Source organism: Terasakiella sp. 4MB5A (genome assembly GCF_050058155.1).
GTDB lineage: Bacteria > Pseudomonadota > Alphaproteobacteria > Rhodospirillales > Terasakiellaceae > Terasakiella > Terasakiella halodenitrificans.
On sequence record NZ_CP188815.1, the window covers coordinates 578,070 to 599,466 of the forward strand.

The 21,397-nt window shown below is 49.0% G+C and carries 25 protein-coding genes; 16 read left to right on the forward strand and 9 right to left on the reverse strand.

Going from position 1 to position 21,397, the window contains the following annotated elements; all coding sequences use genetic code 11:
* Positions 1-7: 7 nt before the first annotated feature.
* Both ilvB and miaA read right to left on the reverse strand, forming a co-directional pair.
* A complete protein-coding gene (gene ilvB, locus ACI0FF_RS02795; protein ID WP_419798630.1) occupies positions 8-1,789 on the reverse strand; it encodes a biosynthetic-type acetolactate synthase large subunit in 1,782 nt (593 codons plus the stop codon).
* 101 nt (positions 1,790-1,890) lie between these two features.
* Positions 1,891-2,847 (reverse strand): tRNA (adenosine(37)-N6)-dimethylallyltransferase MiaA, encoded by a 957-nt coding sequence (miaA, locus tag ACI0FF_RS02800; RefSeq protein ID WP_419798631.1) that lies wholly within the window; start codon positions 2,845-2,847, stop codon positions 1,891-1,893.
* A gap of 63 nt (positions 2,848-2,910) precedes the next feature.
* Here miaA and serB point away from each other — a divergent pair, with 63 nt between their 5' ends.
* From serB to ACI0FF_RS02825, 5 genes are all read left to right on the forward strand, one after another.
* A complete protein-coding gene (gene serB, locus ACI0FF_RS02805; protein ID WP_419798632.1) occupies positions 2,911-3,768 on the forward strand; it encodes a phosphoserine phosphatase SerB in 858 nt (285 codons plus the stop codon).
* Positions 3,769-3,914: 146 nt separating this feature from the next.
* Positions 3,915-4,556 (forward strand): carbonic anhydrase, encoded by a 642-nt coding sequence (locus ACI0FF_RS02810; RefSeq protein WP_419798633.1) that lies wholly within the window; start codon positions 3,915-3,917, stop codon positions 4,554-4,556.
* A gap of 68 nt (positions 4,557-4,624) precedes the next feature.
* Positions 4,625-5,134 (forward strand): peptide deformylase, encoded by a 510-nt coding sequence (def, locus tag ACI0FF_RS02815; RefSeq protein ID WP_419798634.1) that lies wholly within the window; start codon positions 4,625-4,627, stop codon positions 5,132-5,134.
* A 107-nt stretch (positions 5,135-5,241) separates the two neighbouring features.
* Entirely contained in the window at positions 5,242-6,156 is a 915-nt protein-coding gene (fmt, locus tag ACI0FF_RS02820; RefSeq protein ID WP_419799681.1) for a methionyl-tRNA formyltransferase, read from the forward strand.
* A 60-nt stretch (positions 6,157-6,216) separates the two neighbouring features.
* Positions 6,217-7,275 (forward strand): DUF418 domain-containing protein, encoded by a 1,059-nt coding sequence (locus ACI0FF_RS02825; protein WP_419798635.1) that lies wholly within the window; start codon positions 6,217-6,219, stop codon positions 7,273-7,275.
* A 53-nt stretch (positions 7,276-7,328) separates the two neighbouring features.
* Here the strand turns inward: ACI0FF_RS02825 and ACI0FF_RS02830 are convergent, their stop codons facing one another.
* On the reverse strand, positions 7,329-8,420 hold the full coding sequence (locus tag ACI0FF_RS02830) for a hypothetical protein (RefSeq protein WP_419798636.1): 1,092 nt from the start codon (positions 8,418-8,420) through the stop codon (positions 7,329-7,331).
* 113 nt (positions 8,421-8,533) lie between these two features.
* Here ACI0FF_RS02830 and truA point away from each other — a divergent pair, with 113 nt between their 5' ends.
* From truA to ACI0FF_RS02860, 6 genes are all read left to right on the forward strand, one after another.
* Positions 8,534-9,271: a tRNA pseudouridine(38-40) synthase TruA gene (truA, locus tag ACI0FF_RS02835; protein ID WP_419798637.1), complete on the forward strand. Its 738-nt coding sequence runs from the start codon at positions 8,534-8,536 to the stop codon at positions 9,269-9,271.
* Positions 9,268-9,957 (forward strand): M48 family metallopeptidase, encoded by a 690-nt coding sequence (locus ACI0FF_RS02840; protein ID WP_419798638.1) that lies wholly within the window; start codon positions 9,268-9,270, stop codon positions 9,955-9,957. The genes truA and ACI0FF_RS02840 overlap by 4 nt, the downstream gene beginning before the upstream one ends.
* Positions 9,958-10,048: 91 nt before the next feature.
* Complete coding sequence (locus tag ACI0FF_RS02845; protein WP_188660366.1) at positions 10,049-10,228, forward strand: DUF1289 domain-containing protein; 180 nt, start codon at positions 10,049-10,051, stop codon at positions 10,226-10,228.
* The gene (locus tag ACI0FF_RS02850) at positions 10,225-11,883 is read left to right on the forward strand and encodes a U32 family peptidase (protein ID WP_419798639.1); all 1,659 of its coding nucleotides are present in this window, start codon (positions 10,225-10,227) and stop codon (positions 11,881-11,883) included. Before ACI0FF_RS02845 ends, ACI0FF_RS02850 begins: the two co-directional genes overlap by 4 nt.
* Before the next feature lie 94 nt (positions 11,884-11,977).
* Positions 11,978-12,733, forward strand: a complete 756-nt coding sequence (locus ACI0FF_RS02855; protein ID WP_419798640.1) for a DODA-type extradiol aromatic ring-opening family dioxygenase — start codon at positions 11,978-11,980, stop codon at positions 12,731-12,733.
* A 48-nt stretch (positions 12,734-12,781) separates the two neighbouring features.
* Positions 12,782-13,201, forward strand: a complete 420-nt coding sequence (locus ACI0FF_RS02860; protein ID WP_419798641.1) for a secondary thiamine-phosphate synthase enzyme YjbQ — start codon at positions 12,782-12,784, stop codon at positions 13,199-13,201.
* Here the strand turns inward: ACI0FF_RS02860 and ACI0FF_RS02865 are convergent.
* Together ACI0FF_RS02865 and ACI0FF_RS02870 are read right to left on the reverse strand one after the other, a co-directional pair.
* Positions 13,198-13,854 (reverse strand): tetratricopeptide repeat protein, encoded by a 657-nt coding sequence (locus ACI0FF_RS02865; RefSeq protein ID WP_419798642.1) that lies wholly within the window; start codon positions 13,852-13,854, stop codon positions 13,198-13,200. The genes ACI0FF_RS02860 and ACI0FF_RS02865 overlap by 4 nt on opposite strands.
* 83 nt (positions 13,855-13,937) lie before the next feature.
* Positions 13,938-14,927: an MDR family oxidoreductase gene (locus ACI0FF_RS02870; protein WP_419798643.1), complete on the reverse strand. Its 990-nt coding sequence runs from the start codon at positions 14,925-14,927 to the stop codon at positions 13,938-13,940.
* A 150-nt stretch (positions 14,928-15,077) separates the two neighbouring features.
* Here ACI0FF_RS02870 and ACI0FF_RS02875 point away from each other — a divergent pair, with 150 nt between their 5' ends.
* The 5 genes from ACI0FF_RS02875 (at position 15,078) to recR (ending at position 19,051) form a co-directional block, all read left to right on the forward strand.
* A complete protein-coding gene (locus ACI0FF_RS02875) occupies positions 15,078-15,815 on the forward strand; it encodes a FadR/GntR family transcriptional regulator (protein WP_417822092.1) in 738 nt (245 codons plus the stop codon).
* A gap of 13 nt (positions 15,816-15,828) precedes the next feature.
* Positions 15,829-16,215, forward strand: coding sequence for an ATPase inhibitor subunit zeta (locus ACI0FF_RS02880; protein WP_419798644.1), 387 nt, complete (start codon positions 15,829-15,831; stop codon positions 16,213-16,215).
* A gap of 98 nt (positions 16,216-16,313) precedes the next feature.
* The gene (locus ACI0FF_RS02885) at positions 16,314-18,116 is read left to right on the forward strand and encodes a DNA polymerase III subunit gamma/tau (RefSeq protein ID WP_419798645.1); all 1,803 of its coding nucleotides are present in this window, start codon (positions 16,314-16,316) and stop codon (positions 18,114-18,116) included.
* A 3-nt stretch (positions 18,117-18,119) separates the two neighbouring features.
* Positions 18,120-18,443 (forward strand): YbaB/EbfC family nucleoid-associated protein, encoded by a 324-nt coding sequence (locus ACI0FF_RS02890; protein ID WP_419798646.1) that lies wholly within the window; start codon positions 18,120-18,122, stop codon positions 18,441-18,443.
* 11 nt (positions 18,444-18,454) lie between these two features.
* The gene (gene recR / locus ACI0FF_RS02895) at positions 18,455-19,051 is read left to right on the forward strand and encodes a recombination mediator RecR (protein WP_419798647.1); all 597 of its coding nucleotides are present in this window, start codon (positions 18,455-18,457) and stop codon (positions 19,049-19,051) included.
* Here recR and ACI0FF_RS02900 read toward each other — a convergent pair.
* The 4 genes from ACI0FF_RS02900 to ACI0FF_RS02915 form a co-directional block, all read right to left on the reverse strand.
* Positions 19,048-19,431 carry a carboxymuconolactone decarboxylase family protein gene (locus tag ACI0FF_RS02900; RefSeq protein WP_419798648.1) on the reverse strand — a complete coding sequence of 128 codons (384 nt, stop codon included), beginning with the start codon at positions 19,429-19,431 and terminating at the stop codon, positions 19,048-19,050. The two genes, recR and ACI0FF_RS02900, sit on opposite strands and share 4 nt — an antisense overlap.
* Before the next feature lie 76 nt (positions 19,432-19,507).
* Positions 19,508-19,867: a MerR family transcriptional regulator gene (locus ACI0FF_RS02905; protein WP_419798649.1), complete on the reverse strand. Its 360-nt coding sequence runs from the start codon at positions 19,865-19,867 to the stop codon at positions 19,508-19,510.
* Entirely contained in the window at positions 19,864-20,502 is a 639-nt protein-coding gene (locus ACI0FF_RS02910) for a trimeric intracellular cation channel family protein (protein ID WP_419798650.1), read from the reverse strand. Before ACI0FF_RS02910 ends, ACI0FF_RS02905 begins: the two co-directional genes overlap by 4 nt.
* A complete protein-coding gene (locus ACI0FF_RS02915; protein ID WP_419798651.1) occupies positions 20,495-21,355 on the reverse strand; it encodes an SDR family oxidoreductase in 861 nt (286 codons plus the stop codon). The genes ACI0FF_RS02910 and ACI0FF_RS02915 overlap by 8 nt, the downstream gene beginning before the upstream one ends.
* Between the last annotated feature and the right edge of the window lie 42 nt (positions 21,356-21,397).

Consider the following 21,397-nt stretch of genomic DNA (forward strand, 5'->3'; position numbering starts at 1 on the left):
CTATGCTTTAAACCAGAACGCCGGATTCGACGCTGCCGCCGTTTTCACTGGACTGAGAATCTTCCGGGCCGAGAATGATTTCATTATGGGCCGCACCGGACGGGATCATCGGGAAAACGTTTTCTTCTGCATCGACCAAAATTTCGGTGATGGTAGGCAGATCAGAAGCAAAGGCTTGCTTAATCACGTCATCCAGTTCACCCGGTGTGGTCGCACGCAGGCCGGTTGCACCATAGGCTTCGGCCAGTTTAACGAAATCGGGTTGAACGTCGATATGGCTTTCAGAATAACGTTCCCCGTGGAACATTTCCTGCCATTGGCGAACCATCCCCAGATATTTGTTGTTAAGGATGAAACATTTCACCGGCAGGCGATAGGCCATTAAGGTGGCGATTTCTTGCAGGTTCATCTGGAAAGAACCGTCCCCGGCAATGGCGATAACCAAGGCATCGGGATGTGCGGTTTGAACGCCCATCGCAGACGGGAAACCATATCCCATTGTGCCTAGACCGCCAGAGGTCATCCAGCGTTTTGGTTTTTCAAAGCACAAGTGCTGAGCTGCCCACATCTGGTGCTGACCGACTTCGGTCGTATAGAAGGTGTCTTTGCCAGTATCTTTTGCCAGATCACGGATGCGTTCCAAGGCATATTGCGGTTTAATGACCTTGTTGGATTTGGTGTATTTCAGGCTGTCAACTTTGCGCCATTCATTGATTTCTTTCCACCATTTATCCAAAGCTTTGGCATTTACCTGTGCTTGATCGGCTTTCCAATGTTTGATCAACTCTTCCAGAACATGGGCAACGTCGCCGATGATCGGCACGTCCACGATAATGTTTTTGTTGATCGAGCTGGGGTCGATATCCACATGAATTTTCTTGGATCCCGGCGAGAATTTATCCAACGCGCCCGTAACACGGTCATCAAAACGCGCCCCGATATTGATCATCACGTCGCAGTCATGCATGGCGAGGTTGGCTTCGTATGTGCCGTGCATCCCCATCATCCCGAGGAACTGATCATCAGACCCCGGAAAAGCGCCCAAACCCATCAGGGTCAAGGAACAGGGAATGCCTGTCATTTTTACCAGTTGGCTGAACAATGTGCAGGCCGCATCGCCGGAATTGACGATCCCGCCGCCGCCGTAAAACAGCGGGCGTTTTGCGTTTTTGATCAAATCAATGGCTTGTTTGATCGCAGCCGTATCGCCTTTGACTTGCGGTTTGTACGAACGATGTTCAACAGCCGTGTTTTTACCCGGTGTCGTATAATTGCCAAGCGCCAGCAGAATATCCTTGGGAATATCCACTAAAACGGGGCCCGGTCGACCTGTGCGCGCAACATAATAGGCTTCGTGCAAAACGCGGCCTAATTCATTTACGTCTTTAACAAGATAGTTGTGTTTGGTGACGCCGCGTGTGATCCCGGTGATATCTGCTTCCTGAAAAGCATCGTTGCCGATCAGGCTGGAAGGGACCTGCCCGGTCAGGCAGACCAGCGGTACGCTGTCCATCATGGCATCAACGAGGCCTGTCACGGTGTTGGTCGCACCTGGACCGGAAGTCACTAGGACTGTTCCCACTTTCCCGGTAGAGCGTGCATACCCTTCCGCAGCGTGGACAGCAGCCTGTTCGTGCTTCACCAGAATGTGGCGGAGACCGTTTTGTTTGAACAGTGCGTCATACAGCGGAAGAAGCACGCCACCCGGTAGCCCAAACATCACATCCACACCTTGATCTTTCAAAGCTTGGATGATGATTTCAGAACCGGTCATTTGTTTCGTGGACATGCAAAAATCCTCCGTCTCAACGAATTTTCTTGTGTCCGTTTTTAAGACACAAAAACTCCCGCGCAAGTGCTGCGCAGGTTCGAGCTGCGCAAACTAATGGGTCAGCTGTCTGGGGTCAACAAAAAATGACGAATTTTATTATAAATCTCATCACGCAAACTTTCCGAATATTGCGTATTGTGAATTTCTACCGCAGAAATCTGATTTCGAAACCAGGTGCATTGACGTTTCGCAAACCGTCGTGTCTGCATTTGCGCTTGGCTTCGTGCTTCGTCTAGGGTGCATTCATGACGCACGTAAGATAACAGTTCCGGGACGCCAAGTGCTTTCATCGCCGGAACTTTTGGATCAAGTGCGCGTTTGGCAAAGGCGGTGATTTCCTCAACTGCGCCTTGTTGAATCATCAAATCAAAACGCTGGTCACAACGGGCATAAAGGATATCGCGCGGCGGCATAACCACATGGCTTGCAAAACGGGCTTCCAAGGCAGGTGTGGGTTTAATATCACGTTGTAATTGGGCCAGTGATTTACCGGTGGTTTCCAAAACTTCCAATGCGCGACAGATTCGCTGCATATCGCGAGGCTTGAGGCGTGCCCCCATTTCCGGGTCTTTGGCTTGCAATTCAGCATAAAGGGCTTCGACTCCCAACTGGTCGCCCCGTTTGCGAATATTGTTTCGGATATCATCGGGAATGGGGGGCAGTTGGGAAATACCTTCCACCAGTGTTTTAATATAAAGTCCGGTTCCACCGGTGACGATTGGGAGTTTATTATCAGCCCATGCCTTTTGAATTTCTACGATACAAAGCTTTTCCCAATATCCGGCGGAACAGGTTTCTGCCGGGTCCATAATTTGATACAGGCGATGGGGGATGCGGGCTTCGTCTTCTGCGCTTGGGCAGGCGGTGACGATGGGGATCCCCTTATATATTTGCATGGAGTCGGCGTTGATGATGACACCATTGAATTCAGTGGCGACATCCAAGGCAAGGGCCGACTTTCCGCTGGCGGTGGGGCCGGCGATAACAACAACCTGATTTTTCGTAACGGTTGGCATAGACTTTCTTGGTTTCCTCTGGCATAAAATGGCGCACCGCAAAACTCTACGGCTCGTACCCTAATGTCCTATGTTCTGACTTTTATTGCAAACCCTGAAAAGCAACAAATTACGCCGGAGCAGATTCTCAAACATCTGCCGAATGCGAAGCCGGTCTGTTTGTCAGACGGGGAAGCTTACGATGTTGAGATTTCAGAAGTGGTAAATCTCAACGATCTCCGGTCTAAATTTACGCAAGCCGATGTGATTTTTCAAAAAACACAGGGGCGCAAGAAAAAACTGCTGATTGCGGATATGGATTCCACCATTGTGACGGGGGAAACGTTGGACGATCTGGCGGAATTTGCGGGGCTGAAGGAACAGGTTGCCGAAATCACCACACGCGCCATGAACGGCGAAATCCCCTTTCGTGAGGCTTTGCGCGAACGCGTTATGATGTTGAAAGGCTTATCTGAAAGCTTTTTAGAAGAAGCAATGGGTTTGGTTCGTCTGAATCCGGGGGCAAAAGAGCTGGTTGCAACCATGAAAGCAAACGGTGCCTATTGTGCCCTTGTCTCCGGTGGTTTTACCTTTTTTACATCACGGGTGGCTATGGATGTGGGATTTGATTTCAATGCCGGCAACAATATGGAAATTGTCGATGGGGTTCTGAGTGGAAAAGTCATTGACCCGATCGTCACCAAAGACAGCAAGCTTGCGTATCTGCAATCACTTTGTCAGGAACAAGGGCTTTCAGTCGATGAAGCCGTGGCTGTCGGGGACGGTGCGAACGATTTACCCATGTTATTGGAAGCCGGATTGGGGATTGCCTATCACGCGAAACCTTCTGTGGTGGAAAAAGCGCGCCATAATATCCAGCATACCAACCTGCGTAGCTTGTTATTTGCGCAAGGGTATAAAGAGAGCCAGTTTGTTTGTTAAATTAATTCACTGATACTAAAAGAAAAATCAGGTTAAATAATAAAATTAAGCATTGTAATACCTAAATACCATTATTTACCCTTGACCTGCTTTTGTAATGGACTACATTTCTACAGACATTAATCGGATATATCAGGGTTAGAGCAATGGAAGCTGTGAAGAAACTGAAAGAAGGTTATAAAAAGTTCCTCGATGGTTATTATCTGGAACATATCGATACCTTTAACGATTTGGTTGAAAATGGACAACGTCCAAAAACATTGTTGATTTCGTGTTCTGACTCGCGGGTTGACCCTTCCATTATTATGCAAATTGGACCGGGTGAAATTTTCGCGGTTCGTAATGTCGGTAATTTGGTTCCCCCTTGTGAAAAAGATGCCCACCACCATGGGGTAAGTTCTGCGCTGGAATATGGCGTAAAGGTCTTGAAGGTGGAAAATATCATGATCATGGGGCATGCTCATTGCGGGGCCATTCAGGCCGCAATCGATACAGAAAATGACCGCGAAGCCTTGGGCACGGATTTCGTGCATCACTGGATCGGGATGGTGCATAGCTCGTTCGAAAATCCGGGATGTTGTGCGGAATCGATTAAGGCTGGTAACCGGATCCCTGAAGAAATTGAAAAAGCGTCTATCGTAAATTCCATGAACAATTTGATGGAGTTTGATTTCATTAAGGATGCTGTGGAAAACAAGACCTTGAAAATTTATGGTCTGCACTTTGACATTGAAAGCGGCACACTGACGGCTTTTGACCGCAAAACAGGTGAGTTTGGCCCGCTTTAACTTGACCTAGGCGCCATATCCTCTTATGTCCTGAGCATCTATGGATTAAAAGAAGTAAGAGTTACGCCGTGGCTATTTTGGATATTTTGACTGCACCGGATCCCATCTTGAAAAAGAAGGCAGATCCGGTTGATGATGTCACCGATGAAATCCGCACCTTGCTGGATGATATGTTGGAGACCATGTATGACGCACCGGGGATCGGTTTGGCGGCACCACAGGTCGGTGTGCTTAAGCGCGTAATCGTGATTGATGTGGCAGGTGATGACGAAGAACCTGCCCCGATGAAAATGATTAATCCTGAGGTTTTGTGGGCATCTGATGAAACAGGTATCTACGAAGAAGGATGTCTGTCTGTGCCCAAGAGTTTCAGCGAAGTTGAACGGCCCGAACGCGTCAAGATCAAATATCTTGATGAAACGGGAACATCCCATGAAATTGATGCTGACGGATTGTTGGCAACGTGTGTTCAGCATGAAATCGATCATCTGGAAGGCACCTTGTTTATTGATCATATTTCACGCATTAAACGGTCTATGATTATGCGTAAACTGACCAAGATGAAAAAAGCGGATTGATCTATCTGTTAAACGGTTTGCAAAAGATATAGACGCAAAAGAGGGCCGACGGTTTGTCGGATGTAAAGGCGATGACTGAAAGTGAATTTCTCAAAGTAGAAAACCCCATGCGTCTGGTTTTTATGGGGACGCCGGATTTCAGTGTCTCTATTTTAGCAGGCTTAATTGATGCCGGGCACGACGTGATTTGTGTTTATAGCCAGCCACCGCGTAAAAGCGGTCGTGGACAAAAAGTCCAACTGACTCCCGTTCATGCCTATGCAGAATCCCAAGGTATTGAGGTACGTACCCCGATTAGTTTGAAGTCACCAGAAGAACAACAGGCTTTTGCTGATTTGAAAGCAGATTGTGCGGTTGTTGCGGCCTATGGATTGATTTTACCTAAGGCAATTTTGGAAGCCCCTGTTCACGGATGCTTAAATGCCCATGCATCCATTTTGCCACGCTGGCGCGGCGCGGCCCCGATCCAACGTGCGATCGAGGCCGGTGACGATGTTTCCGGTGTGACGATTATGCAAATGGATGAGGGCCTGGATACAGGGGATATGCTGTTGATCCAGCCGGTTGCGATTACATCGTCTACGACGGGTGAAACTCTGCATGATAATCTGGCGTTGGAAAGTGCGAAACTGACATTGGAAGCTTTGCGCGCGGTGCAAGGGGGATACACAAAACCTCAAGCACAGCCAGAAGACGGCGTGACTTATGCACGAAAATTGGAAAAAGACGAAAGTCGGATTGATTGGAATCAGCCGAATACGGTGATTGAGCGTAAAATTCGTGCATTTACCCCGTGGCCGGGAACATGGTTTGGCGTGGGGAAGGATCGCATCAAGGTGATCCGAGCCGAGCTCTGTGATTTGTCAGGCGAGGCCGGGACGCGTTTAGATTCAGACGGATTGGTGATCGCCTGTGCAGAAGGTTCCCTACGTTTAATCAAGGTACAACGCAGTGGTAAAGGTGCAACTGATGCCCAAAGTTTCTTGCGTGGGTTTGATATCCCTGTCGGGCAACAGCTTTGATGAACCTATGTGATTGTAGATATCACTCGAAATTCTGATCCTGCTTCAAGGAGGTTTTAAATGGGGGATACTCAGGAAAACATACGTCTTGATGGATTGGATATGGCGCGTTTCATTGCGTTTATCGGGATGGTCATCGTTAACTTTAATGTGGTGATGGGGGGCGACCCCGAGACAGGTGTTCTGAGTTTTTTCATTAAAACGTTAGAAGGACGTGCGGCGGCAACTTTTGTTGTTTTGGCCGGCATTGGTTTGGGGCTGGCAGTCAAAAACGACAACAGCAATCAATCCGTGAGCGATACCATAAAACGAGCACTCTTTTTATTGGTGCTTGGCTTGCTGAATACACTGATATTTGATGCTGACATTCTCCATTATTACGCCTTTTATTTTCTGTTTGGTGTCTTTTGTTTACGCCTTTCTTCCGTGTATTTGCTAATCCTGATGGGACTTACAAATATTGCTTTTTTCATAATGCTTTTGATCTTTGATTATGATGCAGGTTGGAATTGGGCGGATTATAGCTATGTAGATTTTTGGACATTGGCCGGATTTGCGCGCAATCTTTTTTTCAATGGCTGGCATCCTGTTTTTCCGTGGCTGAGTTTTCTGCTGTGGGGGATTGTGTTAAGTCGTTTGTCTCTTGCTCAGAAAAATACGCAAAATACTTTGATTATATGTGGTTTTCTTGGTTATTTAGGTGTCGAAACCTTATCAGTTGTTTGTATGAACCTGTTCGCTGGGGCTGACCCTGAGCTCTTGTTACTGTTTGGAACTGGGCCGGTGCCTCCGTTCCCACTGTATATCGGGGCTGGTGTCAGTGTTGCGTCAATGGTGGTTGGCATATGTCTAAAGAGCGCGAGATGGATGGAGAAAACGGGAGCTTTAGGAATAATAATCCCTGCGGGTCGCCAAACATTATCGCTTTATATCGGACATATTGTTGTCGGTATGGGCACGCTTGAAGCACTCGGCATGCTGGGTGGGCAATCTGTCTTAAGCGTGGTTGCGGCAGCTTTTATTTTCTGTGCTGTGGCGATTGTTTATGCGTACTTCTATTCCCGAATGTTTAAACGCGGCCCGATAGAAACGCTCATGCGAAAAGTGACTGGTTTCTAAGGGCCCTGTTTCGATTGCAGGACTTGCCTTGTGCCTGTTAGGCCAGGTCTGAGCTAGTCTTCATCAACATTGAGAACGGCACCCATTGGCTGCGCACGTTCCAGATCGCGCATACGATCAATACCTTGTTTCATTTCTGACATGATGAATTCAGAACGACGTACCGGCCCGCCAAGATCAGGATCCGGGAATAGGCGTTTCCAGTGGATCATTTTTACGGTCAGGCCGCAAAGGATTCCCCCGATGACGGTGTGATAACTTTCGATCATGCCTTTAACCTGACGGAAACGTTCCGCATTCAGGTTTTTCCACATGTTCTTTGAGGCCTTGTTAAAGGTTTCGAAACGACCGGAAATAGAGGCGCAGGTCTCGTTGATGGTATTTTCAACCATCGTACATGTTTTCATCAAGGCAGGGTCGTTGCGCAGTTGCCAGTTGGAGCGGATGCCTTCCATTGAATCGAGGAACTCGTTCACGATGGGCATGATGTTGTCCATGCTGTTGCGATAATAGGACAAAGACAAAAAGATATCGCCATAATCTTCGAGGAACTTCGGCACTTCCATAATGTCGATATCAAGCTTTTCGGCCATTTGTTGCAGCTTTTCACGTGCCTTTCTGACATCAGGGTCTTTGAACAGGCCAACCACATCAGAGAATGATTTGATGGACATGTCGTCTGTCCCATAAATCTGCATGATCAAGGGCATGGTGAAGCTGCGCATATATCCGGCCAATTCGGCCTGTTTTTCATCGGATAGTTTTAAGGCGACATCTTCATTAACAGGGATACCATGTTCGCGCAGGGTAATGCGCAATGAATAGATGTCATAGCTTTGTAAAACAGCGAGCTTGCGCATGATAATCAGATCAGGGTGTGTTTTATCTTCCGGCCAATCAAATTCGGCGGGCAGGTCTTCCACATCCAGTTGGCCTGACCCGGTTTCACGATCTGCGAAAACTTCAATTGCACTTTGCAGTTTGACGTTTTTCACCATACGGGCACGTTTCAGGCCCTTGGTTTCCAGAGGTAGAATAGAGAGGGGGACGGCAAAGAGCGAGTCCATGTCCTCCTGCAAGCGTTGGCGATCTTCTGCATCATAGTCCCGTTCTTTTTCCGGGAAGCGTACGCCTTTTTTTGCCACTTTATGCCCCTTAATTCTTTATCATTACAAATGCATAAAATATTCCTAACATATATTTTCCGATAAGACGAAAAAATATCGCAATAATTTTCTCAAAAGATTACAAAGGGCACATGCCTAAGTATAAACTGACCATAGAATTTGACGGAACTGGCCTTGTCGGTTGGCAACGTCAGGATAACGGGATGAGCGTCCAGCAAATCATTGAGGATGCGTGCCTGATTTTTGCCGCTCACGAGGTGCGCTTGCATGTCGCAGGCCGTACTGATGCCGGTGTGCATGCCTTTGGCATGGTGGCCCATTTTGAAATGGAAAAAGATATCCCACCCAATAAGGTGCTGCTGGCAATTAATCATCATGTTAAACCGCACCGGGTCTCCGTTGTAGAATGTGAATATGCGGGTGAAGAATTCCACGCCCGTTTCAGCTGTTTGGAACGCAGTTATCTTTATCGAATTTTATGCCGTCCGGGTCGCCCCGCGTTGGAAGAGGGCCGAGTCTGGTGGACACAAAGAAAACTGGATGCCGGCGCCATGCATGACGCAGCACAGATTTTAGTTGGTAAACACGATTTTTCCACGTTTCGGGCGGCGCAATGTCAAGCCAATAGTCCGCTGCGCACCTTGGATGAAATTAGCGTGACCCAAGTGGGTGAGGAAATTCATATTCGCGTGCGTGCGCGTTCTTTCCTTCATCATCAGGTGCGCAATATTGTCGGGTCGCTGGAACTGGTTGGGCGTGGGAAATGGACCAAACAGGATTTGCAAAACGCATTGGAGGCGAGAGACCGGGCCAAAGGCGGGCAGACAGCCCCGGCACATGGGCTTTATTTTGTTGAGGCGAAATATTGAACGGTTTTATTGAACTTGATGGACAGAAAATTCCGGTTCAAATGCGCCAAAATGCACAGGCGCGACGATTGATTCTGCGCTTGAACCCTAAAGAAGACGGTGTGGTCGTAACCTTACCCAAAGGGATAAGCCCGGAAGAAGGTTTAAAAATGGCGGCACGTAATAAGGTCTGGATTGCCAATCAATTGGCAAAACTGACGCCAAGTTGCAACTTGGGCGATGGATCAGTTCTTAGCTTGCGAGGCGTTGATCATACATTGCGCCATTGCCCACAGGCGCGCGGGACCGTTTGGTGCGAAGGCTATGAAATTTTTGTAACGGGCGAGATGGAATTTTTCCAACGCCGTCTTGTGGATTGGTTGAAGAAACAGGCCAAGGCCGATATCCAGCCCCAAGCTCACGTAATGGCTGCGCAATTGGATAAACAGGTCAAGCGTATTTCGGTGCGTGATACCGTGTCGCGCTGGGGGTCTTGTTCATCGGCGGGGAATCTGTCGTTTAATTGGCGCTTGATTATGGCCCCGCCCGAAATCTTGCGATATGTGGTGGCGCATGAAGTTTCCCATCTCAGGCACATGGATCACAGTGCCGCCTTTTGGGCGACGGTGGATAGCTTTGATGTAGATGCGAAAAAATCACGCCATTGGTTGAAAAAACATGGGACGGCCTTGCAACGGATATGCTGAGGCCTTCTTGGAACTTTTATAAGTTTACGCCCCCAGACGTTCATGTTATATGACCGACAAATTTACTGAGATATTAGTTTAGGAAGTGACGATGACACAATATACGGTCGCAAGCCCGTGTAACGGCGTTTGCACATTGGACCCGCGCGATAAGGTTTGTCTGGGATGTTTTCGCACTGGTGCGGAAATTGCCGGATGGCGGGCCAGCAACGATACGGAACGTCGTCAAATCCTGAAACGCGTTGAAGAACGAAAGATTGCCCGAACATGAGTATGCCCGCACTACCCACCATCACCCGTCCAGAACGTTCTGAACTGTTGATGCCTGCCGGATCCTTGACCAAGTTGAAAACGGCTATCCTTTATGGCGCCGATGCGGTCTATGCCGGGACACCCGATTTATCACTGCGGACCCAATCGTCCTTTTCACTGGAAGAATTGGTGGAAGGGGTTAAGTTTGTTCACGAACATGGTAAACGCATTTATCTGACGCTGAACCTATTTACCCATAACAGTGATATTGAAAAGCTGCCCAAGTTTATTGAAACAATCCGCACGGTTAAACCCGATGGCGTGATCATTGCGGACCCCGGCGTGTTTCAGTTTGTCCGTCAGCATGCCCCGGAACTGGAAGCGCATGTGTCCACACAGGCCAATGTCTGTTCGTGGTTGACAGTGGATTTCTGGAAAAATCAAGGGGCCTCGCTCGTTGTTCTGGCGCGTGAAACCAGTTTTGAAGAACTGGCTGAAATTCGTGAAAAACAACCCGGCATTAAACTGGAAGCTTTTGTTCAAGGCTCCATGTGTATGACTTATTCCGGGCGCTGCCTGCTGTCCAACTTTATGTCGGAACGCGGGGCGAACCAAGGCAACTGCGCGCATTCATGCCGTTGGAAATATAAGCTGCATCTGAAATTAAAAGATGGCACCGACAAGGCGATTGAAATCACCGATCAGAATGCCGATCTGTTTGAATTTTTGATGGAAGAACAGTATCGCCCCGGTGAGCTGTTCCCGATTGAGGAAGATAACTTCGGGTCTTATATCCTAAATTCCAAAGATCTCTGTCTCATGCCGGTTTTGCCGGAATACCTGAAACTGGGTGTGGATAGTCTCAAGGTCGAAGGGCGCAATAAGTCAGAATATTATGCCGCCATTACCGCGCGCGCTTATCGTTTGGCCATTGATGATTGGTATAAAGACCCTGAAAACTGGGACCCGGATCCTTACTTGCGTGAACTTTATACCCTGCAAAACCGGGGCTTCACGATGGGGTTTCATGAAGGTCGCTTGACTGGTATCGCCCATAATTACGACCGGACCAAACCTGTGGGGGGCTGGCAGTTTGGCGGGATTATCCGCGAATGGGACGGGGACGATATGATTTTCGAAATCCGTAATTTCCTATTGCCCGGTGATGTGATTGAATTTTTGCCGCCGCACGAAATTGAACCTATTCGTTTGCGTCTTTATGAATTTATTGATGCGAAAACAGGGGATGTGACCGACAAGGTGAATCCGGGCCAAGGCAAGGCTATTCGTGTACCGATTTCAGTCTTTGATCAAGAAGATACCGAAGTTCTGAAAAAACGCATTCCGGCCCTGACTGTAGCACGCCGTGAAACGCCCATGAGTGAGGAAGAACGCGTCAGTCGCTTGGCTGAAATTCGCGCGCAAGAACTGGAACGCGGCCTGATCAGCGAAGAGGAATATCGTGCAATCATGGATGACCCGGAATTGCTGGGTAAACGAATTTCCATGAAAGCCACCAGCGGGCACCGCAAACCCAAGCAGGGCTTGGATAGTTGTTGTGGCAAAGGCTGTAATGGCTGTTTGATGTTCTGGCAGGATGATAAATACGCCAAGGCGCGTGAAAAGATGAAACAAAAGAAAATCGGTGAAATGTTGGAAGAAAAAGTCGTTTAATTGCTTTTAGCAACAATCCGTTTCTCTTTTATCGACTAATCAAAGGCTCGGGATCGGCATATACTTTCTGTAGCAACGAAAACAGGAGTATATCATGTTGATGCCGAGCCTTTTTGTTTCACACGGATCACCCACGGTAATGATTGAACCGGACAGCGCGGGTCGGGCATTTTTGTCGAGTCTGAGTGAGGTTTTTCCCAAGCCGCGCGCGATAGTCGTCATCAGCGCCCATTGGGAAACAGATAAACCGATTGTGACAGGAAGTCCGCAACCGGAAACCATTCATGATTTTTATGGCTTTCCCGATGAACTTTACAAAAAACGTTATCCGGCCTTAGGTGATCCTATACTTGCCTGTCAGGTCGCACAGTTGGTCGGGGGCGAAGTGGATGAAACCCGTGGGCTGGATCATGGAGCATGGTCGCCTTTATCCTTGATCTATCCAAAAGCAGATATCCCGGTTGTACAGTTAAGCCTGCAACCGATGAAGGATTCACAATATCATTATGATATTGGAAAGCGCCTGTCTATTATGCGAAACGATGGTGTTTTGATTATGGCGTCGGGTTCTGTTACCCACAATTTACGCGAACTGAAATGGTATCAAAATACGCCGGATGTATGGGCGTTGGAATTTGAAAACTGGTTTGTAAAGGCCATTAAAGATAATGATCATGATGCGTTGTTGAATGCGGCGCAGTTTGCACCATATTATGAACGGGCCCATCCGCGTGATGAACATTGGCTACCTATTTATGTTGCCTTGGGTGCGGCGGGTCAAAGTGCAACTTTGCTTCATCGTGGGTTTGAACATCAGAATCTGAGCATGGCGGCGGTGCGCTTTGATTGACCTGTAGGAAAAAATGAGTAGGCTGGAATGGTTCAGGAGGAAGGGGTCATGCGCCAGTATCAAACGAGTTTTGACATTCAGACACACGGTCAGGGACTTTATGAATTTACCCGTGATGTGGTTGCTTGGGTAAATGAATGTGGCATGGAAACAGGGGGGCTGACCTTATTTTGCCGTCATACCAGTGCCAGCCTGACGATTCAGGAAAATGCAGATCCCGATGTGCAATTGGACTTGAACGAATTTTTTGCCCGTCTTGTGCCGGAACATATGGATTGGTTGCGTCACACGATGGAAGGACCGGATGACATGCCGGCACACATAAAATCAGCACTGAGCGATGTGTCCTTAAACATTCCAATTGCAGGAGGACGTCTTGTTTTGGGGACATGGCAAGGGATTTATTTATTTGAACATCGTAAAATGGCCCATCGGCGCAGTGTCGTTGCTCATATAATCGGGGATTAGCGTGCGTTCCAATAGTCTTGCGGGATCATGCGGTTGTCGATTTGGCGTCGGACATCATCTGCCCAACCTTGCCCCTTTTTCTGGATAATGCTGCGTTGCAGGGGCTCGGCTCCACGATCTTTTTTGCGCATGGCCAGTTCCAACCAGGCAAAGGCATGATCCAGATCGAAACGCACCCCATCGCCTTTATAATAGGCCAGACCCAGTTCCCGCATGGCGCTGGCTTCGCCTTTTACAGCGGCTTTTTTATACCAGTATATAGATTGTTCCCGCTCATTCTTTCCGGCAAAAAATTGACCGAGTTTCGCCATTGCATCGTCTGAGCCCGCGTTTGCGGCCTTTTCTAACCAAAATTGGACACGGTCCAGGTCGGGGGGGACGGCTTTTCCATCCAGATAGAGTTCTGACAATTTCAACATAGCGCGGACGTAACCTTGCTGTCCGGCCCGTTCAAACCATTCAAGCGCAGTGATATAATCCGGCCTGACTTTTTTGCCGTTGGACCAGAGCAAACCCAGTTTATAGGCGGCTTTGACATCCCCGTTAACGGCTTTGGCTTCGAGCCGTTCCGCCAGATCCCGCACATCATTTGCCGAAGCTGACGAGAGAGTGATCATTATAAAAAATAAAGCAAAACGGACGAGACGGGTCATGGGATCCTCAGTTATCAACTTAAGATTATGCGACCAGTCTAGTCCGTGCTTTAGGCTTCTGACAAGGGTGTATTGTTAAAACGTTAGCTTCCGGCGATATCGACAACGACCCGTCCGCGAACGTTCCCGGCGAGAATGTCTTTTCCCAATTGCGGCAGGTCTTGCAATTTGGCATCGTTGGTCATGTTTTCCAGTTTATCCATTGGTAGGTCGGTGGCAATACGTTGCCAAGCGCGCAGGCGTTTTGCTGTGGGGCACATGACCGAATCGATGCCAAGCAGATTTACACCACGCAGCAAGAACGGAATGACGGTGGCGTCCAGTTTGTTACCACCTGCCAAACCGATGGCGGCAACGCTTGCGCCATATTGCATTTGGGCGAGGGCACGTGACAAAGTCGTCCCCCCCACAGCGTCAATACAACCGGCCCAACGTTCTTTTTCCAGCGGGCGTTTGGACGGTTCGTTCAACTCGCTACGATCAATAATGGTGCTGACCCCCATCTCGCGTAAATAATCATGGGTGTCAGCCCGTCCGGTTGATCCAGCAACATTGTAGCCAAGATGGGCGAGAATGGCAGCGGCAACAGAACCAACACCACCTGCTGCCCCCGTGATTAAAACTTCGCCTTGATCTGGGGTTAAACCATGATCTTCCAAGGCCATAACCCCCAGCATAGCCGTAAAGCCCGCAGTTCCTACAGCCATTGCTCGGCGGGGCGTTAAACCTTCAGGCAGGGGGACAAGCCAGTCGCCGTTCACGCGGGCTTTTTGTGAGTAACCGCCCCAATGGGCTTCGCCGACGCGCCAACCGGTGAGAACAACCTTATCGCCGGGTTTAAAATCTTTATGATCGCTGCTTTCAACCGTACCGGCAAAATCAATGCCGCCGATATGGGGATAATTGCGCACCAATCCACCCAACCCGTTCAGGACGAGACCGTCTTTATAATTCAATGTTGAATAATCGACTTTTACCAGAACGTCGCCTTCCGGGAGTTGGCTTTCGTCTATCTCGGTGATTTGTGCGCTGACTTTTTCGTCTGTCTGGGACAGCAGGAGAGATTTAAACATGGTGTACCTCAAAAAATAGAATCTAAGTTGTAGGGTAATGTTATTTTTATATTTGTCAAACAAATTAACAAATGGGATAATTCAGTTGATATTTGGGGGTTAAGGGGGCATTGTGCAAGGTATGAAACACATGAATGAAATGATAAAGATATGGGACTGAAATTCGAACCCTTGGTCACCGAAAGTCTGGCCAAACAGATTGCACAAACTCTTCGCCAAGCCATCGTCGATGGGGATTTGAAGGTGGATGAACGCTTGCCGACGGAACCGGAATTGGCGCAGCGGTTTGGTGTGTCGCGCCCGACCATTCGCGAAGCCTTAAAACGTTTGGCGGCGCAAAACCTGATCCGCTCCCGTCGGGGGCCAAGTGGCGGCACCTTTGTTAATCGTCCCGATAGTGATGAAGCACAAAATGCGCTGATCAATATGACATCCTTGTTGACGACGATGGGGGAATTCGATCTGTCCGATATTGCAGAAGCGCGTCGCGAACTGGAATTGGTCTGTGTGCGACTGGCGGCGCAGCGTCGTGAACAAAGCCATATCAACAGCATGATGTTTGAATTGTCTTTGCAAAAAAATGCTGCCATGTCGGATCAGGACTTCTGCGCGTCCGATGTGCGTTTTCATCGTGCAATTGTGGATGCAACAGGTAATACCATGCTGCGTTTTATGATGTCATCTGTGATCGAAGCGGTGCAGCCGATCGTGAACTTGATCATTTTTCGTTTTTGGGATAAGGAAAAAACAATTGCACAGCATGAACGTATTTTGACGTCGATCGAAGCCGGTGATGGCGAAGGGGCCGCAGCCGTGATTGCAGAGCAGATGGATGATTTGCGTGAACGTTATGCAAAAGCGCAGAAAGTGCGGGACGAAAAAGCATAAACGGGGACGCGATATGTCAGTAGTAGCAACCATGAATTCAAAACGGGCGACAGATGAAGTCCGCCACGCCAACGATGAATTGGAACATTTTTATCTGGAAGCCAAACGCAATAAAAAAATTGCGAATTGGGCGGCAAAAAAACTCGGTTTGGATAAGAAAGAATATTTTCTGGAATTAATCAGTGCTGATTTGACAAGCGCAGGCCCTAAACCTGTTATTGATCGTATCTTGAGCGACTTTGCGAAAGCGAGTTTGGAAATTTCTGAAGAAAAGGTCTGGGAAAAATTACGGGAGTTCGAAAGTGAAATTCTCGGTGAAATGCTCCAGGCGCAGGCCAAACAAACCAAGGCAGAGATGAAGGCGAAAGAAAAGAAAGATAAAAAGAAGAAAAAGAAATAATCACTTTGATCTAAATCAGACCGAATTCGGCTGGTATGTCGGGGCAAGCCCTGTTAATTTGAGCAAACGGAATTTATTCGAAACGGCTGGCCTTTTTTATGACTGAAACCGCAGACAAAGGTGCCTATCGCGTTCTTGCGCGCAAGTACCGCCCCTCCACATTTGAAGAATTGATTGGACAGGACGCGATGGTGCGTACGCTGTCCAATGCGATCAAGTCCGGCAGACTGGCGCAAGCCTTCATGCTGACCGGGGTGCGCGGTGTTGGGAAAACCACAACCGCCCGTCTGGTGGCCCGTGCCTTAAACTGTGTCGGGGAAGATGGTCAGGGCAAGGAAACCATTACCCCATGTGGTGTGTGTGAACAATGTAAAGCCATTGCACAAGACCGTCATGTCGATGTGATTGAAATGGATGCGGCGTCTCGCACAGGTGTGGATGATATTCGTGAAGTGATTGAGTCGGTACGCTATCGCCCGACGTCAGCACGTTATAAAATCTATATCATTGACGAAGTGCATATGTTGTCTAAGGGCGCGTTTAATGCGTTGTTGAAGACGTTGGAAGAACCGCCGGCGCATGTCAAATTCATTTTTGCAACCACCGAAATCCGCAAAGTCCCGGTCACGGTTTTATCGCGTTGCCAACGTTTTGATCTGCGTCGCATTGATCAGGACATGCTGGCATCTCATTTTAAAATGGTGGCCGAAAAAGAAAATGCCGTTGTGGATGACAATGCCTTGGCGATGATTGCACGCGCGGCAGACGGGTCTGTACGCGATGGGCTTAGTCTGCTGGATCAAGCGATTGCCCATTGTCACGGCGAAGTCGGTGAAGAACAGGTCCGTGATATGTTGGGTCTTGCGGATCGGGGCCGTACGTTCGATCTGTTTGATGCGGTTATGCAAGGCGATGCGCCAGCGGCGTTGGCTGTAATGGATAATCTGTATGCGGCCGGGGCGGACCCGAACGTTGTCTTACAGGATATGTTGGAACTGACCCATTGGTTGACGCGTGTCAAAGTCGTTCCCGATGCCGCGCAAAATGCGGTTGTTTCTGAAATGGAACGTGTGCGTGGCAAGGACATGTCGGACAAACTTGCCATGTCGGTTTTGGCACGTGCCTACCAGATTTTGATGAAAGGGTTGGGCGAAGTGCGCAATGCGCCGCATCCTCAGCAGGCCGCTGAAATGGTGATTATCCGCCTGTGTTATGTTGCCGATTTACCGACACCGGAAGAAGCTATTCGATTAATGAATAATAATCCGCAACCCAGTGGGCCGGGCGGTAGTGGCCCGTCTGGCGGTGGTGGCGGTAGCGCCGGACAGATGGCGCAGGCCGTTGGTGCCCCGGCAATGGGGAGATCATCAAGTGGCGGCAACAGTGGCACGCCGACGACCAGTATGCGTGTGGTTAATGGTGGTGTGGCCCAAGTTCAGCCGCGTGTGCAGGATGAAACCAAGGCCGACCCGCAAAGCTTTGTTGAAGTGACCGAACTTGCCGAAGAAAAACGCGATATCGTTCTGAAAGCAAACCTGATGAATAATTTGCATCTGGTGTCTTTTCGTCCCGGAAAAATCGAATTTCGCCCTGGGGAATACGCGCCGTCGACCTTAGCGGGGGATTTGAAAAAGTTCCTTGATACTCACACCAATCGGGTGTGGGCTGTCGGGGTTTCGCGTCATGAAGCTGGTGATGTCACATTGGCGCAGGTTCGTGATGAAGAGATTGCAAAACGCAAGCAAGAGGTTGCCAAACACCCCTTGGTGCACGATATCCTCAGGAGCTTCCCTGAAAGCGTGATTGAAAAAGTACATGAAATTAAGCTGGATACGCTGGATGCAGCGATTCAGATCGAAGAAAACCCGGGTGATCCGGATAATACGAGTGGAGATGAATAACCCATGAAAAACATGGCAAAAATGATGCAACAGGCGCAGAAAATGCAAGCCAAGATGCAGGAGTTCCAAGACGGTTTGTTGGAATTGGAAATCTACGGTACCTCTGGTGGCGGCATGGTCAATGTGGTGATCAACGGCAAGGCAGATGTTAAAAAAATTGATGTCGATAAAAATTTGGTCGATCCCGAAGATAAAGAAGTTATGGAAGATTTGATCGTTGCGGCTTTGGCGGATGCGAAATCCAAGATGGAAGAAGAAGTCAACAAACGCATGTCCGAAATCACCGGTGGTTTGCAGTTGCCGCCGGGTATGTCCCTGCCGTTTTAAGCGGGACCAAGATGGCTGCGCCTGAAATCGAACAACTTATTCAGCTTTTATCCAAGTTGCCCGGTCTGGGGCCGCGTTCCGCCCGACGTGCAGCCTTGCATCTTGTGAAAAAGAAAGAGACCGTCTTGCAACCTTTGAGCCACGCCTTGCAACGGGTGGATCAAGCGGTGAAAAGCTGCTCTGTTTGTGGAAATTTGGATGGCAGTGATCCTTGTTCGATTTGCACAGATCCACGCCGGGATGACCGGGTGATTTGTGTAGTGCAGGACGTGGCGGATTTGTGGGCGTTGGAACGATCCAACAGTTTTCGCGGACGTTATCATGTTTTGGGTGGGACATTATCGGCGTTGGACGGCATAGGCCCGGATGATCTGAAAATCGACCAATTGGTTGGGCGTGCCCAAGATCATGGTGTTGAAGAAATTATTCTGGCGACCAGTGCGACGGTCGATGGTCAAACGACCGCGCACTATATTGCCGATTGTCTGGAAGATTGCGACGTTCTTGTGTCCGGCCTTGCCCACGGGGTTCCGGTGGGCGGAGAGCTGGATTATCTGGATGACGGCACCCTGAGTGCAGCGCTTTCTGCGCGCCGTAAAATGGATTAAAGCTGAATATCGCGTTCGGCAAAAACTTTTTTGGCAACGGTGATGGCGTTTAGGGCAGCAGGAAATCCGGCATAAAGGGCGATATGGATCATGGTTTCAACGATTTCCTTCGCACTGCATCCAACATTTAACGCCCCGTTGACGTGGACTTCCAATTGCGGCTGACATCCACCCATTGCGCTGAGGGCGGAAACGGTGATGAGTTCGCGTTGTTGTAGATCAAGGGTTTCGCGTCGATAAATATCGCCAAAGGCAAATTCAATAATATATCGACCAAGATCCGGAGCGATATCGGCAAGACTGTCGATGACATTTTGCCCTGCCTGTCCATCAATTTCAGTCAGTTTTGCAAGGCCGGCTTCATAACGTGTGAGGGACATGGTTTTCTTTCTTTCACATTAGTTTGTTTGGTATGAAAGAAAGGCTACGGCTTTGAGCGTACTCTAAGTCAATAGATTAATTTTCCGAAACTTGTCTCCGGTAAAAGGCGATTTTTTGTCTCAGCTTGTCCAGATGTTCATTTTCCTGACGCAAGCGTTCTTCCAAAACATCGGCATGGTTGATTAATAAATCCATGCGATCTTGCGCCGTTTCGTCCCCTTGGGCGCGCAGATTGGCATAACGCTGGATATCTTTTAAGGCCATGCCCGTTTCTTTCAGGCGTTTGATAAAATCAATCCAGACCCGTTCGTTTTCGCTGTAATCACGATGACCATTTTTGTTGCGCCCAACATCGCGTAAAAGCCCAATCTTTTCATAATAACGCAGAGTATGGGCAGAAACGCCACTCAGTGCTGCGAATTTTTGGATATTCATGTCGGGCTTCCACCGGCTTTATAGGGCGGCAAGCTCCAACCAAATACGATGGCAAGGCCACGTACAACAAAAGTAGCCGCCACGCTAATGACCATTGCGCCTTGTTTGTCCAATCCCAAATGCAGGAAAAACAAATAAGCACAACTGCCGACAATAGCGGCGAGGGCATAGATTTCTTTTTGCAACAGAAAGGGAACCTCGTTGCAGATAATGTCGCGCACCATACCGCCAAATGTGCCGGTGATCATTCCCATGACCACGACCATAACGGGATGAATGTCGTAGGTCATGGCGATTTGTGTACCCATGACGGTAAAAAGTGCCAGTCCAAAGGCATCGGCCCACATCAAAAGGGTGTAACGTTTGCCTTCCAACCGATGAACCTGAAAGAAGGCAATGACGGCAACGACAATGACAACATATAGGAAGTTCAAATCTTCAACCCAAAAAACTTTTTCGGCATTTAACAAAAGATCACGCACGGTCCCACCGCCCACCGCCGGGGCAAGTCCGACGATAATAAAACCAAAGATATCCAGTTCCTTACGTGCTGCAGCCATTGCGCCGGATAAGGCAAAAACAACGGTGCCGATCATGGTGAGGAAGTAAATCGGGTCGTGAAAGAACTCATACATTTTTTTGCATCTCTGCCCAGACGGCTTCCAGACCGCTGCGGTGATCGGGGTATTGCAGAACGTATCCCAGTTCGGTTTTAATTTTGCTGTTATCAACGCGTTTGTTGTCGTTCCAGAAGGTTAAGGCCATCGGGGACATTTCTTTGGCGGCCTCGTCAAACGACTGAACCGGGGGCATATCGACCCCCATAAGGGCACAAGCCGTTCTTAGGACGTTTAGTGGTTCCAGCGGTTCGTCGTCACATAGGTTATAGACGCTGCCCGGATTGGGCTTCTGGATGGAAGCCTCCAGAACGCCTGCGATATCTTCGACATGGATGCGCGAAAAGGCATGTCCCGGTTTGTCTATGGCCTTGGCGCGTCCTTTGGCAATCGAATCGAACAGGGACCGGGTCGGGCCATAAATACCGGCAAGGCGGAAGATATGCAGGGGCAGGCGGGTGGAAAGCCAGTTGTCCTCGGCCTGCTTGCGTGCGCGTGCACGGGCGCTGGTGGGGTGGCGCGGGCTGTCTTCATTTACCGTTGCCCCGTCAGCGGTGCCATAGACACCGGTGGTGGACAGATATCCCATCCATTTTAAGTTCGGCAATTTTTCCAGATCACGGGCATGTAGATTGAAGACGCAATCGCCCGTTTCCTTGTGTGGCGGAATGGAATGCAGGACATGGGTCACATCCTTGAGCCGTTCATGAAAATCGGCAATGGGTTTTGTCCCGTCAAATGCGATGATGTCGATTCCCTCAACGGCGACGGGTTCGCGTGATGTGGCAATAATGTTCCAGCCTTGGGCTTTCATCCGGTGGGCGAAATGTCCGGCACTAAATCCCATGCCGAAGATAAAGAGTGTGTTCATGTTGTGAACCCGTTACAAAGAAAAAAAGTATTTCTCAATATT